Here is a 14,559-nt window from a genome sequence, read left to right as displayed (position 1 = left end):
ACCGATCACCAGGTCAAGATCCGTGGCATGCGGGTGGAACTCGGCGAGATCGAGACCGTCATCAGCACCCACCCCCACGTCACCGACACCACCGTGGCGATCCGGGACGTCGGAAGCCCGCGGCTGGTCGCCTACGTCACCCCCGCCGGCGGCAGCCCCGCCTACGGCACTCCCGCCGGCGGCAGCCCCGCCCACGTCACCCCCGTCAGCGGCACCTCCGCCGCGCAGGCCGCCGCGCCACAGGACGAACTGCGCCAGGCCGTCCGCGCCCACGCCGCCGAACGCCTGCCCGCGCACATGGTGCCCTCACTGGTGGTCGTCCTCGACGCCCTGCCGCTCAACCGCAACGGCAAGGTCGACCGCGCCCGGCTGCCCGAAGCGGACCCGGACCGTGACAGCGTCGCCGGCGCGTTCACACCGCCGAGCGGCCCGGTGCAGATCCGGCTGGCCGCGATCTGGAGCGAGCTGCTCGGCCAGAAGGAGATCGGCGCCGACGACGGGCTTCTGGCGCTGGGCGGCCACTCCCTGCTCGCCATGGCGCTGGTGAACCGGATCCGCTCCGAGTTCGGCGTGGACATCGGGATCCGCGGAGTCCTGTCCACCGCGACCCTCGCCGAGCAGGCCGACCTGGTGACCGCGAAGCTCACCGCTCGCTTGGACGAACTCGACGCCGACCAGCTCGACGCGCTGCTCGGCGGCAAAACGAGCGAGGCGACTGACCGCGAGGAGGACGTATGACCATCGACAACGACCGGATCGCGGACCTGCGCCGGCGGATGCTGGAGGAACTGCTCGAAGGCCGCGTCCGGCTGCCCGGCTCCCGGCCCCCGTCGGACGGCGCCGCGGAGCTGGACGACGGGGAGTTGGACGACCGAGAGAGCGGGCCGGCGCCGGCCAGCTTCGCCCAGCAGCGGATGTGGTTCCTGGAGGGCCTGGCCGGGGAGCGCGCCTCCTACAACGTGCCGCTGCCGTGGACCGTGGAAGGCCCCCTCGACGTGCCCGCCCTGCGGTCCGCGATGCGGGACCTCCTCGCCCGGCACGACGGCCTGCGCACCGCCCTGGTGCTGCGCGACGGAGAACTGGTCCAGGACGTCGCGGCGGACGCTGAGGCGGAGTTCGACACGAGGGACCTGAGCGGCCTGCCGGAGGAGGACCGGGACCGCGAGGCCTCGGGGCTCGTGCGCGAGTGGTCGCTGCGCCCCTTCGACCTGGCCACCGCCCCCTTGGTCCGTGTCGGGTTGGCGACGCTCGCCGCCGACCGGCACCTCCTCGTCCTCACCCTGCACCACGCGGTCACCGACGCCCGCTCCGAGTCGGTCCTCATGGACGACCTGGCCCGGTTCTACGAGGCGCGCAGCGCCGAGGAGTCTCCCGCCGCGTCCGCCTCCGCCCCGGCACGCGGGACGCGCTACGCCGACTTCGCCCGCCAGGAGCTGCGCGAGGTCGGCGGGAGCCGGTGGGAGGACGGCCGGGACTTCTGGCGGCGTGAACTCGACGGCGCCTCACCGCCCCCGCTGCCGTACCGGGCGGGCCGCGGCCCGGCGGACTTCGAGGCGTCCACCGCCCCGTCCGACATCGCGCTGGTCACCCTGGCCGGCGACGAGCGGCGCCGGCTCCTCGACTGGGCCCGGCAGCAGCGGGTGACGCCCTTCACGGTGCTGAACACCGCCCTGGCCCTGCTGCTGCGGCGCTACGGCGCCGGGGACGACGTCACCATCGGCGTGCCGGTCGCCGGACGGACCCGCGACGGGTTCGAGGACACCGTCGGGCTCTTCGTCAACACGGTCGGGCTCCGTGTGCGCGTCGAGGCGGGCGACACCTTCGCGAGCCTCGCGCAGCGCACCCGCGACACGCTCAACCGGACCCTGGAACACCAGGACTTCCCCTACGACGTGGTGGTCCGCGACGCCGGGCCCGGCGGAACCGCGTCCGGCGGGGCGGGGGACCCGCTCGTCGGCGTCATGTGCAACGTCACCGAGGCCCCCGGCACCCTGCGGCTCGGCTCGGCGCCCCTGCGGCCCGCTCGCCCGCTGCGCGGCGCGGCCAAGTTCCCGCTGGAGCTCAACGCGGAACTCGGCGACGACGAGATCCACTGCGAGTTCGAGTACTGCCCGGACCTGTTCGACCGGGACGCCGTCGAACGCCTCGCCCGGTCCTACCAGGCCCTGGTGCACCGCCTGACCTCCGCGCCGCCCGGTACCTCCATCGCCGCCGCCGACCCGCACACCGCCGGGGAACTGGACCAACTGCGGTCGTTCGCCACCGGGCGGCAGCCGGACGGGGAGGACGCCGACCTGTGGGCGCTGCTGCGGCAGGGGTTCGACGCCGCCCCGGACAGGCCGGCCCTCGTCACCGACCAGGCGACCCACAGCTACGCGGAACTGGCCGCGGAGATCGCGCACTGGTCGGCGGTCCTGCGCGGCACCGGCGTACACGGCGAACAACTGGTCGCCGTCGCCGTGCCGCGCGGGCTCACCCAGGCCGCGCTGACCCTCGCCTGCGCGGCCGTCGGCGTCCCCTTCCTCGGCGTCGACACCGCGCAGCCCCCCGCCGCGGTCCGCCGCACCCTCGCCGCGGCCGGGGCCCGCCTGGTGGTCGGCGAACGCGAACTCACCGACCAGGCCCCCGACGGAGCCGCCCGCCTGGTACTCGACTCACCCGGCGGCGCGGAGCGCCCGAACGTGATCGGACCGGCCGTCTTCCCGGACGCCCTGGGCAGCCGCACCAAGGCCGCGAACGGCGCGGACGACACCCCGCCGGCCGACGCGGTGGCGTACGGCGTCACCACCTCCGGCTCCTCCGGACAGCCGAAAGCGGTGCTGGTCACCCGGCGGGGCCTGTGCGCGACGCTGCGCTGGCTGCAAGCGGCCCACCCGCTCGATCCCGACGACCGTGTCCTGCAGGCCACCTCGGCCGCCTTCGACCCGTGGATCTGGCAGCTGCTGTGGCCGCTGACCGCCGGCGCCGCGGTCGTCCTGGCCGACCCGGCCGAGCAGAACGACGCGCGGGCCCAGATCCGCACCGCAGCGCGGCACAGGGTCACCGTGCTGCACGCGGTCCCTTCCGTGCTGGCGACCTGGCTCATCGGCGACGAACTGGCGAAAGCCGACACGCTGCGCATCGTCGCGTGCGGCGGCGAACGCCTGCCCGCCGAGCTGGTCCGGCAGGCCAGGCGGCAGACCGGCGCACGGATCCTCAACTTCTACGGCCTGGCCGAGACCTCCATCGAATCGGTCAGCCAGACCGTCCCCGCCACCGACGACGACCTTCGCACCGTCCCGATCGGGCGCCCCAACCGGGGCACCGACGTGTTCGTGGTCGACCCCGACGGAGGGCTGAGCCCCATCGGCGCGGTCGGGGAGATCCTGATCGGCGGCGAGGGACTGGCCCGCGGCTACGCCGGCCTGCCCGGCCGTACCGCCGTGTCGTTCGTTCCCGACCACCTGACCGGTCGCCCCGGCGGCCGCCTCTACCGCACCGGCGACCTGGCCCGCTGGCTGCCGGACGGCCGCCTGGAACACCTCGGCCGACTCGACGAGCAGGTCAAGGTCAACGGCATGCGGGTGGAGCCCGGCGAGATCGAGGCGGCGATGCGCCGACTGGACGGCGTGCTGGACGCGGCGGTCACCGTCAACGCCGGCGGCCTGACGGCCTGGGCCGTCGCCGGACCGGCCGTCACGGCCGACGCGATCGCATGCCACCTCGCCGCCGAACTGCCGGCGGGCAAGCGCCCCGGCCGCACCGTCCTGCTGGAACGGCTGCCGCGCACCGCGGGCGGAAAGGTCGACCGCCGGGCACTCGACCGGCTCCCGGCACCCGCGCCACAGGACGCGGAAGAGCCGCGGACCCCCACCGAGCACCTGCTCGCGGCTCTATGGTCGGACCTGCTCGACGGCCCCGTCGGCCGCGACACCCACTTCTTCCGCGCCGGCGGCCACTCCCTCGCCGCGACCCGCATGCTGGCCCTGGCCGAACGGGACCACGGCCTGCGCATCGGCCTGCGCGCCGTCTTCGACCACCCCGTCCTCAGCGACCTGGCCGCCGTCGTAGAAGCAGGTGGCACCGGAGGCACCAGCGGCACCGGCCCGGCGCGCGAGCCGGCCGTCGCGGACCTGCCGTCGGGCCAGGACGGTTCCGACCCGGCCATTCTGCCGCTGTCCCTGCCGCAGCAGCGGTTGTGGTTCCTCCAACAGCTCGATCCGCGGGACACCTCGTACAACGTCTTCCGCCTGCTGCGGCTGCGCGGCGGCCTCGATCTCGCGGCTCTGGAGGCGGCGCTCCGGCAGGTGGTCGGCCGCCACGCGATCCTGCGCGCCACCTTCCCGACCCGCGAGGACGGCAGCGCCGAGTACCGGATCCACCCGGTGCCCGACCAGGTACTCGATGTCGTGGACCTGCCGTGGGAGGCCGCGCTGGAAGCGGCCCGTGACCGTGCCCGGCAGCCGCTGGACCTGGCCGGCGGGCCCCTCGTCCGCTTCACCGCCTACCGGGTGGCCCCCGACGAGACCGTGCTCGCCCTGCACACCCACCACATCGTGGTGGACGACCGCAGCTTCACGGTCCTGTTCCGCGAACTCGCCGCGGCCTACTCGGCGTACGCGTCCGGCGAGGCGCCGGACCTGCCGGAACTGCCCGTCCAGTACCACGACCACGCCCGCCGGCAGACCGCGCTGCTCGCGTCCGGCCGCTACGACGACCAGCTCGCCCACTGGAAGCGGGTGCTCGACGACGCCCCGCAGCTGCTGGAACTGCCGCAGGACCACCCCCGCCCGCTCACCGCGACCGCCCCTCGCGTGTCCACCGTCCGCGCCGAGGTGGACGGGACGCTGCGCGAGGCCGTGAACCGGGTCGCGCTCGACGCGGGCAGCACGCCGTCCGTGGTCATGCTCGGCCTGTTCGTCGTGCTGCTGCGCAGGCTCAGCGGGGCGCGGGACGTCGTGGTCGGCATGACGACCGCTAACCGGGCCTCCGCCGACGTGCAGGACCTGATCGGATTCTTCGTCAACTCCCTGCCGCTGCGGCACACGGCACCGTACGAGGTGACACTGGCGGAACTGCTGAGGGACCTGCGCGACGGGGTGCTCGACGCGCTGGACAACCAGGACGTCCCGTTCGAGAAGGTGGTCGAGGCCGTCGACCCGGTCCGCTCCCCGCACCACAACCCCGTCTTCCAGGTCATGTTCGACATGCAGCCGGAACTCACCGCCGCGCCCCGGTTCGAGGGGGTCACGGTCGAGGAGTTGCCGGTGGCGCCCAGCGCCGCCAAGCTCGACCTGCTGCTCTCCGTCGCCGACCGCGGGGACCGCCTCGACGTCGAACTGCAGTACAACGGCGCGCTGTTCGACCACGGCACCGCCGAACGCTGGCTGGGGCACTACCTGCGGCTGCTCGCCTCCGCCACGACCCCCGGAGCCACCGGCCTGCGCGTCTCCCGGCTCGACATGCTCTCCCGCGCGGAACGCGAGGACCTGCTCGTCCGGGGCCGCGGCCGGCCGGCCACCGACCGGCGGGCCGTCCTGCCCGACCTGCTGCGCGAGCAGCGCCGGCGCACCCCGGACAGCCCGGCCCTCGTCCTCGGCGACACCGTACTGAGCTACCGGGAACTCGACGAGAGCACCGACGACGTCGCGGCACGCCTCGCCGCTCTCGGCATCGGCCCGGGGGCCACCGTGGGCGTCTGCTTCCCGCGCTGTGTCCGGCAGTTGCAGACCATCGTCGGTGTCCTCAAGACGGGCGCCGCGTACGTACCGCTGGATGTGACCGAGACCGGGGCACGGCTCGCCCACATGATCGAGGACGCCGCCATCGGGCTGGTCGTCTGCGACCCCTCGCTGCGCGAGGGCCTGGAGCGCACCGCCGCCGAGCACCGGCCGGCGCTGCGGGTCCTGGACCGGCTGCCCGAGGCCCCGGCCACCACGCGGCCGGTCCCGCGCATTCCCGACTCGCTGGCCTACGTGCTGTACACCTCGGGTTCCACCGGCACGCCCAAGGGCGTGGCCATGCCGCACCGCACCGTGGTGAACCTGGTGGAGAGCATGCGCGAAGAACTGCCGCTCGACGCGGGGACCGCGGTGCTGCAGTTCAACCAGACCACCTTCGACGTCTCCTGCCAGGAGATGTTCTCCACCTGGGACGCGGGCGGCACCCTGGTGATGCTGCCCAGCGACGACGCCCGCCGCGACCCGGTGGTGCTGCTCGACGTGATGTCCCGGCACGACGTACGACGGCTGTTCGTCTCCTTCGGCGGGCTGACCAACCTCGTCCAGTACGCCCGCGAGTCGGGGGACCTGCCGCCGCTGCGGCTCTCGGAGATCATCACCACCGGCGAGCAGCAGCTGGTCACACCGGCCCTGACGGACTTCCTGCGCCGGGTGCGCACCGAACGGCTGGTGAACCACTACGGCCCGACCGAGACGCACGTGGTCACCACCACCGTGCTGAGCGGCGACCCGGAACACTGGGCGCCGGCGACCCCCGTGGGCCGGGCGATCCCGGGATCGAGCCTGTGGGTGCTCGACCCCGACGGCGCGCTCGTGCCGGACGGCGTGACCGGCGAGTTGTACGTCGGCGGCACCGGGATCGCCGACGGCTACATCGGCCGGCCCGCCTCCAGCGCCGAGCGGTTCGTGCCCGACCACCTCGGTGGCGGTCCCGGCCGCCTGCACCGGACCGGGGACCACGTGCGCTGGAACCGGGAGGGCCAGATCGAGTACGTGCGCCGGATCGACAGCCAGGTGAAGGTCCGCGGCCAACGGGTGGACCTGCGCGAGATCGAGTCGGTCCTGCGGGGACTGCCCGGTGTCGACGCGGCACGGGTGCTGCTCGTGCGCACCGACCGCTCCGCGGACGGCGGCCCGGCCGATCTGCGCAGCGTCGTCGCCTTCGCCGTGGACGCGCCGGACGCGCCCGGCGGCGCCGGGCGGGAGACGGACCTGCTGGACCGGCTGCGTGAACTGCTGCCGGCCCACATGGTCCCGGCGCGGCTGCACCTGCTCGACCGCTTCCCGCTCACCCGCAACTCCAAGATCGACGCCAGGGCACTGGAGGAACTCGCCGCGAGCCGGGCCACCGTCCGGGAGCCGAGGCCGCCACGCACCGACACCGAGCGGTTCGTCGCCGCCGTCTGGGAGGAGGTGCTCCAGCAAGAGCGCGTCGGCCTGGACGACGACCTGTTCGCGCTCGGCGGCCACTCCCTCCTGGCCACCCGGATCATCTCCCGCATCCGCCGCCGGTACGGCGAAGACGTGCCGCTGCGGCTCGTCTTCGACCACCCCACCGTCGGCGCCCTCGCCCGACAGCTCGACGAGCGGCGGGACCGGCCCGCCGCGGACGGCGCCGGCCCGGACGACGGCCCCGAACCGGTCGTCCGCCGCCGCGAACGGAGGACCACGTGAGCACCGGACAGCAGGACACGGCGACCGAGAGCGGCTGCTACCTCTTCCCCGCCTCCTCGGCACAGCAGCGCATGTACTTCCTCGACCGGGCGCTCCCGGACAGCACGCGCTACCACGTGCCGCTGTGCCTGCGCATCCGCGGCGACCTCGACACGGCGGCACTGCGCCGCGCCGTCGCCCGCGTGCATGGCCGGCACGAGGCCCTGCGCACCCATCTCGTGGTCACCGGCGACGGCATCCAGCAGGCCGTCGACCCGGACGCGGCCCTGGACTGGGAGGACACGGAGGTGCCCGCCGGGGACACCGCCGCGCGCGACTGGACGGACGTACAAAGCGCCCGCGGCTTCGACCTGGAGACCGGGCCGCTGATGCGCGCGGCCCTGGCCCGCGTGGCGGGGCGCGACGAGTGGATCCTGCTGCTGGCCATGCACCACCTGGTGGTCGACGGCTGGTCGGTCTCGATCATCGTCGAGGAGACGCTCCAGGCCTACCGGGACGAGGTCGCCGGGCGCGGCGACACACTGCCGCAGGTCGAGTTCGACTACCCGGACTACGCCGCCTGGCAGCAGGAGTGGCTGGAGAGCCCGGCCGCCGCGCGGCAGACCACGTTCTGGCGCGAGGCCCTGGCCGGCCGCGCCCTGGAGACGGACCTGCCGGCGGACCGCCCCCACGCGGCGGGCGCCGAGGACGCGGGCGCCGCAGCGGCCGGCCCGGAAGCCGCCGGCCCGGAAGCCGCCGGTGCGGACGCCGCCGACGCGGGTGCCGTCCACGTATTCGAGGTGCCCGCCGCCCTGACGGCGCGGCTGCGCGCCGTCTGCGCGGAGCACCGCACCACGCTGAGCAGCGGGCTGCTGGCCCTGTACGGGGTGCTGCTGCACCGGCTCACCGGGCAGCGGGACATCGTGGTCGGCACGCCGGTCGCGGGGCGCACCCGCGAGGAGTTCGAGCGCACCGTCGGCCTCTTCGTCAACACGCTCGCCCTGCCGGTGCGCGTCGACACCGGCCTGTCGTTCGGCCACCTGGCCGGCGAGGTCGGCACGGCCGCGCTGGACGCCTACGACCACCAGGAGCTGCCCTTCGAGCGGGTGGTCGAGGCGCTGGCCGCGCCCGGCGGGCCGCGCCCGTCGTCGATGCTCCGGGCGTTCTACGTCATGCAGAACACACCCAGGGTCCGCTACGAGGCGCCCGGCCTGGAGATCGAGCCGGTGCACGGCACGGCGACCACCGCCAAGTTCGACCTGAACCTGGAGTTCCAGGCCGACGGGGACGGGCTGCGCGGAATCTTCGAGTACCGCACCGGCCTGTTCCGCCCGGCCACCGTCGCCGCGTTCGCCGCGCACCTGCTCGCGCTGGCCGAGCGCGCGGCGGCCGAGCCGGACGTGCCGCTGGCGACGATCCTGCCGTCCGCGGACAGCGCACCCCGGCCGGCCCTCCCGGTGGCCGCCCCGGACGACGCCACGCTGCTGGACCGCGTCCGCCGGTGGGCGCGCGAGACACCCGATGCGGCCGCGGTCTCCGGCAGCGGGCGGACCCTCACCTACCGGGAGCTGCTGGAGGCGGCCGAGAACCTCGCCCGCCGGCTCCTCGCGGCCGGGGTGCGGCGCGGCGACCTCGTCGGGCTGTGCGCCGACCGCGACGTCCGCCTGGTGGTCGGCATGATCGGCATCCAGGCCGCCGGCGCCGCCTACGTCCCGCTCGACCCGGTCAACCCCGCGACGCGGCTGCGGCTCATCGCCCAGGACGCCGGCCTGCGGGTCGCCGTCGTCGCGGGCGCGGGCCGCCGCACGCTGCGGGACGGCGCCATCGACGTGACCACGATCGACACCGACGCCGACACGAGCGAAGCGGCCCCGGACGTCCCCCTGCCGCGGACCGGACCGGGGGACACCGCGTACGTCATCTACACCTCGGGCTCCACCGGCCGGCCGAAGGGCACCCTCGTCTCCCACCGCAACGTCGGCGCCCTGCTCGACGCGTGCGACCGGCTCTTCACCCTCGGCCCCGCGGACGTGTGGAGCATGTTCCACTCCTTCGGGTTCGACTTCGCCGTCTGGGAGGTCTACGGCGCCCTCGCCTCCGGGGCACGGGTCGTCGTCGTCCCCTACGAGGTGAGCCGTTCCCCCGAGGCGTTCTGGCGGCTGGTCGCGGACGAGGGCGTCACCGTGCTGAGCCAGACGCCGACCGCCTTCCGGCAGCTGCAGCCGTTCGCCGCGGCCGCCCCCGACGCCGTGGCCACCCTGCGCTACGTGGTCTTCGGCGGTGAGGCGCTCGACCCCCGGACGCTGCGCGAGTGGGTCGCGGCCTTCGGGACCGAGCGGCCCGAACTGGTCAACATGTACGGGATCACCGAGACCACCGTGCACGTGACGCACCGCCGGATCACCGTCGGGGACATCGGTTCCGGCGGGGTCAGCCCGATCGGCGTGCCGCTGCCCCACCTGGACGTGGTCGTGCTCGACGCGTCGGGACAGCAGGTCCCGGCGGGCGTACCGGGAGAGGTCGTCGTGCGCGGCGCCGGCCTCGCCGACGGCTACCTCGACCGGCCCGCGCTGACGGCCGAGCGCTTCGTGCCCGACCCGTTCGGCGGCGCGGGGGCCCGGATGTACCGCTCGGGCGACCTCGCGCGCACCACCGGTGACGGGGAACTGGTCTTCGCCGGCCGCGCCGACGACCAGGTCAAGGTCCGCGGCTTCCGCATCGAACCGGGCGAGGTGGAGGCCGCCTTCAGCGGCCTGCCGGGCGTCCGGGACGTGGCCGTGGTGGTGATGCGCGACGACGAGGGCGACTACCTGTGCGCCGCCGTGGTCACCCCGGACGGCGGGACGGACGCGGCCGGGCTGCGCGCGGCCGTCGCCCGCCGGCTGCCCGGCTACATGGTCCCGCGCGACATCGTCCCCGTCTCCGCCCTGCCGCTGACCCCGAACGGGAAGCTCGACCGCGCCGCACTGCGCGCGGCGGTGGCGGAGCGGCGCCTCACCGCGGCCGCCGGGGACGGCGGGGACGGCGCGGACGCGACGGCGGACGGCGAGCCCACCGACGCCACCGAACGGGTGCTGCTGGACATCTGGCGCGACGTGCTGGACACCCGAGCGATCGGAACACGGACGAACTACTACGCCGCGGGCGGCGACTCCATCCGCAGCATCCGCATCAGCGCGGCGGCCCGTGCCAGGGGCCTGCACGTGGACGTCGCGGCCCTGCTGCACCATCCGACAATCGCCGAACTCGCCCCGCACGTACGGCCGGTGCGCGACTCGGACGCGCCAGGTGGTCGGACCGCGATGCAGGACCTCGACCCCGCCGAACGAGCCGCCATGCCCGCCGACGTGATCGACGCCTACCCCATCACGTCGCTGCAGGGCGGCATGCTCTTCGAGAGCGCGGCCGATCCCCGGCTCTACCACAACGTCACCCGTAACCGGGTGCGCGGCACCCTGGACGAGGCCGCCTGGCGGTGGGCGCTGGAGCAGTGCGTCGCACGCCACGAGATCCTGCGCACGTCCTTCCACGTCTCCGGGTACGCCCAGCCGCTGCAACTGGTGCACCGGGCCGCACCGGTGCGGTTCCGCGGCGACGACCTCGGCGGTGAACCGGCGGAGGTCCAGGAGCGGCGGCTGGAGGAGATCTTCGAGGAGGAGCGGGCCACCGCCTTCGACGTCACGCGGCCCGGCCTGCTGCGGCTGCGCGTGGCACGGCTGGCCGCCGACTCCGCCGCGGTGTTCGTCACCGAGCACCACGCGGTGCTGGACGGGTGGAGCGAGCACTGCCTGGTCGGTGAACTCATCGACCTGTACCTGCACCGCATCGGCGAGGGCGGCGCCGCCCGCCGCGAGCCGCCGACGCACGGCTTCGGCGACTACGTGGCCCTGGAGCGCCGGGCGCTGGCCGACCCGGCCGCGCGGGAGTTCTGGCGTGCCTGCACCGCGGACCCCGCTCCGGCGGTCCTGCCGCACGCCCCGGCGTCCGGCCGTACCGGGATGCGCACCCAGCGGATCGACGTACCCGCCGAGGTGGGTGTGGCGGTCGCCCGCACGGCCCGCGCCCTGGGCGTCTCGGTGCGGATCGTGCTGCTCGCCGCCCACCTGCGGGTGATGAACACGGTCCTCGGCCAGGACGACGTGATCACCGGAGTGGTCTACAACGGACGGCCAGAGACGGCCGGCGGGGACGAGTTGATCGGCCTGTTCCTCAACACCGTCCCCTTCCGTGTCCCGCTGCACAGCGGGTCATGGGCGGGGCTGATCGCGGCCGTCGCCGAACAGGACGCGGCGGTGCAGCCGCACCGGCGCTACCCGCTGCGCCGCATCCTCACCGACAGCGGCCAGGAGCGGCTGTTCGAGACGTTCTTCAACTTCACCAACTTCCACGGGTTCGCCGCCGCACGCCGCACGCAGGAGGCGATCACCTACGACGCGGACCGCTCCGTCGCCAGCTCCGAGGTGCCGCTGGGCGCCGAGTTCTCCTACAGCGACGAGGACTCCACCGTGCACCTGACGCTGCGCCACGACACGGCGCGCTTCGACGCCGACTTCCTCACCCGGCTCGGCGGGTACTACGTCACCGCCCTGACCCAGGCGACCGGCGACCCCGATGCCGCGTTCCGCGCGCACACCCTGCTGTCGGCGGACGAACTGAAGCGGCTGGAGGCGCTGCGCGGCCCCCAGGTGGAGCGGCGGCGCGGCAGGACCCTGCACGGCCTGATCGAGGAGCGGCTGCGCGCACGTCCGCACCGGATCGCCGCGCTGGCCGGCGAGCGCCGGCTGACCGCCGGCGATCTGGCCGCCCGTTCCACCCTGCTGGCCGCCGCGCTGGCCGAAGCCGGAGTGCGGGCGGGGGACCGGGTCGCGGTGTGCCTGCCGCGCTCGGAGCACCTGCTCACCGCCGTCCTCGGCGTCCTCAAAGCGGGCGCCGCCTACGTACCGGTCGACCCCGAGGCCCCCGACCGGCGCTGCCGGGAGCAGGCGGAGCAGGCCGGTGTGCGCGTGGTGGTCACCGCCCCGGCCGGCGACGCGCCGTCCTGGACGTCGGACCGGATCGCGGTGCCGGTACCGGACGGCACCGGCACCCCGGCCGCCGCCGACGTGCCGGAGGCGTTGCCGGCCGTCCCCGACACCGCGCCGGCCTACGTCATCTTCACGTCCGGCTCCACCGGGCGGCCGAAGGGCGTCGCGGTGAACCACGCGGCCATCGTCAACCGGCTGGAGTGGATGCAGTCCGCCTACCCGATCGGCCCCGAGGACCGGGTCCTGCACAAGACGCCGTTCACGTTCGACGTGTCGGTGTGGGAGCTGTTCTGGCCGCTGCTGGCTGACGCGACCACCGTCGTGGCCCGGCCGGGCGGGCAGGGCGACCCAGCGTACCTGGCCGGCCTGATCGAACGGGAACGTGTCAACGTGCTGCACTTCGTGCCCTCGATGCTGGACGCGTTCCTCGCGGCGCCACCGACGGGCGACCTGTCGAGCCTGCGGCACGTCTTCTGCAGCGGCGAGGCGCTGACGGCCGGACAGCGCGACGCGGTCCACGACCGCACCGGCGCCGCCCTGCACAACCTGTACGGCCCGACCGAGGCCGCGGTCGACGTCAGCCACTGGGAGTGCCGGCCCGAGGATCGCTCGGGCGTGGTACCGATCGGCCACCCCATCGACAACACGGTCCTGCACATCGTCGACAGCTGGGGACTGCCCTGCCCGTGGGGTGCCGAGGGCGAGATCCTGATCAGCGGCGCGGGGCTCGCCACCGGCTACGTCGGCGCCCCCGCCCTCACCGCGGCCGCGTTCGTCGCCGCCACCGGAGCGGACGGCCGGCCGCTGCGCGGCTACCTCACCGGGGACATCGGACGGCTGCGCCCGGACGGCGCCGTCGAGTTCCGGGGCCGCCGGGACGACCAGGTCAAGGTCCGCGGCGTCCGGGTCGAACTCGCCGAGGTCGAGAGCGCGGTGGCCACCGCCGAGGGCGTGGCCGACGTACGTGCCGCCGTCGTGGACGACGGTCTGGTGGCGTACGTGACACCGGCGTCCGGTGACACGGCGCGGGCGGCGCTGTCCGAATCCGTGCGGGAGACCTGCCGCGCCCGGCTCCCGCACGCGATGGTGCCGTCCGCCGTGGTCGTCCTCGACCGGCTCCCGCTGACCGCCAGCGGCAAGCTCGACCGCAGGGCCCTGCCGAAACCGCGCGGCACCGCGGCGCCCGGCGCCCGGCACAGCGCGCCCGGCACACCGCTGGAGCGCGAGGTCGCCGCGGTGTGGGCCGACGTGCTCGGCGTCGAGGAGCCCGGACGGGACGACGACTTCTTCCACTCCGGCGGCCACTCGCTCGCCGCGCTGCGCCTGGTGGCCCTGCTGGACGAGCGGCTCGGTGCCCGGCTGCACCTGAGCGACCTGCTCGACAGCCGGACCATCCGCGCCCTGGCGGCGCGTATCGAGCCGGGCACCGCGGTCCGCGACCGGCCGCTCGGCACACCCGCCCGACCCCGCCCGGAGCAGGCGTCGGCCACCTTGCTGCTCGCCCCGCCGGTCGGCGGCCACGCGCTGGGCTACGCGCACCTGCTGCCCCTGCTCCAGGAGGACTTCGACGTGGTGACCGTCGAGGCCCTGGGGCTGCGGCCGGGCGAGTCGGCGCACACGTCGGTGCCCGCCGCCGCGGCCCGGCTGGTGGCGGCCGCGGCGCACGCACCGGGACCGCTCACTTTGGCGGGCTGGTCCGACGGCGGGCTGCTCGCCTGGGAGGCCGCACGACAGATCGAGGAACAGGGGAGGGACTGCCGCGTGGTGCTGATCGACACGACCCATCCGGACGGGCGGGTTCGGCACGGCGAGGACGAGGAGGCGTTCCGAGCCGACCTGGACCGCACGGCGGGCCCCGACGCGACGGAGTTCCGGGAGGTCGCGGAGGCCGGCCTCGAACGGATGCTCGCGGTGTTCTCGGCGAACCGGGCGGCGGCCGACTCCTACACCGCCGGCCCGCTCGGCCGGCCGGTGCTCTACGTGCAGGCCCGGCACAGCACGACCGACGCGAACGTGCGGCGCTGGCGAAAGCTGGCGGGCGCCGAGGACTTCCGCCTGGAGGCGATCGACACCGACCACTACGCGCTGGTGCGGCCGCCCTGGGTCAAGGCGCTGGCCGACGCGGTGCGCCGGTTCACCGAGGCCGGCACGCGGTGAGCGCG

3 protein-coding genes are annotated in these 14,559 nt (G+C 74.9%); all 3 read left to right on the top strand.

Annotated elements, in window-relative coordinates; all coding sequences use genetic code 11:
- Positions 1–738, top strand: a 738-nt coding sequence (locus tag ABZ861_RS29195) for a phosphopantetheine-binding protein (protein WP_361636264.1), incomplete at its 5' end; no start/stop codon positions are given.
- A complete protein-coding gene (locus ABZ861_RS29190; protein ID WP_361636261.1) occupies positions 735–7,394 on the top strand; it encodes an amino acid adenylation domain-containing protein in 6,660 nt (2,219 codons plus the stop codon). The genes ABZ861_RS29195 and ABZ861_RS29190, both read left to right, overlap by 4 nt.
- The gene (locus tag ABZ861_RS29185; protein WP_361636258.1) at positions 7,391–14,554 is read left to right on the top strand and encodes an amino acid adenylation domain-containing protein; all 7,164 of its coding nucleotides are present in this window, start codon (positions 7,391–7,393) and stop codon (positions 14,552–14,554) included. Before ABZ861_RS29190 ends, ABZ861_RS29185 begins: the two co-directional genes overlap by 4 nt.
- The last annotated feature ends 5 nt before the right edge of the window (positions 14,555–14,559 follow it).

The sequence above is a fragment of the Streptomyces sp. NPDC046985 genome, assembly GCF_040644415.1.
In the GTDB taxonomy this organism is placed as follows: Bacteria; Actinomycetota; Actinomycetes; order Streptomycetales; family Streptomycetaceae; genus Streptomyces.
The sequence above is the reverse complement of the archived record's forward strand: the minus strand, read 5'-3'. Positions and strand labels throughout refer to the sequence as shown.

Excerpts from the sequence above, each read along its gene's own strand:
- ABZ861_RS29190 (WP_361636261.1), top strand. The coding sequence starts at position 735 with ATGACCATCGACAACGACCGGATCGCGGACCTGCGCCGGCGGATGCTG.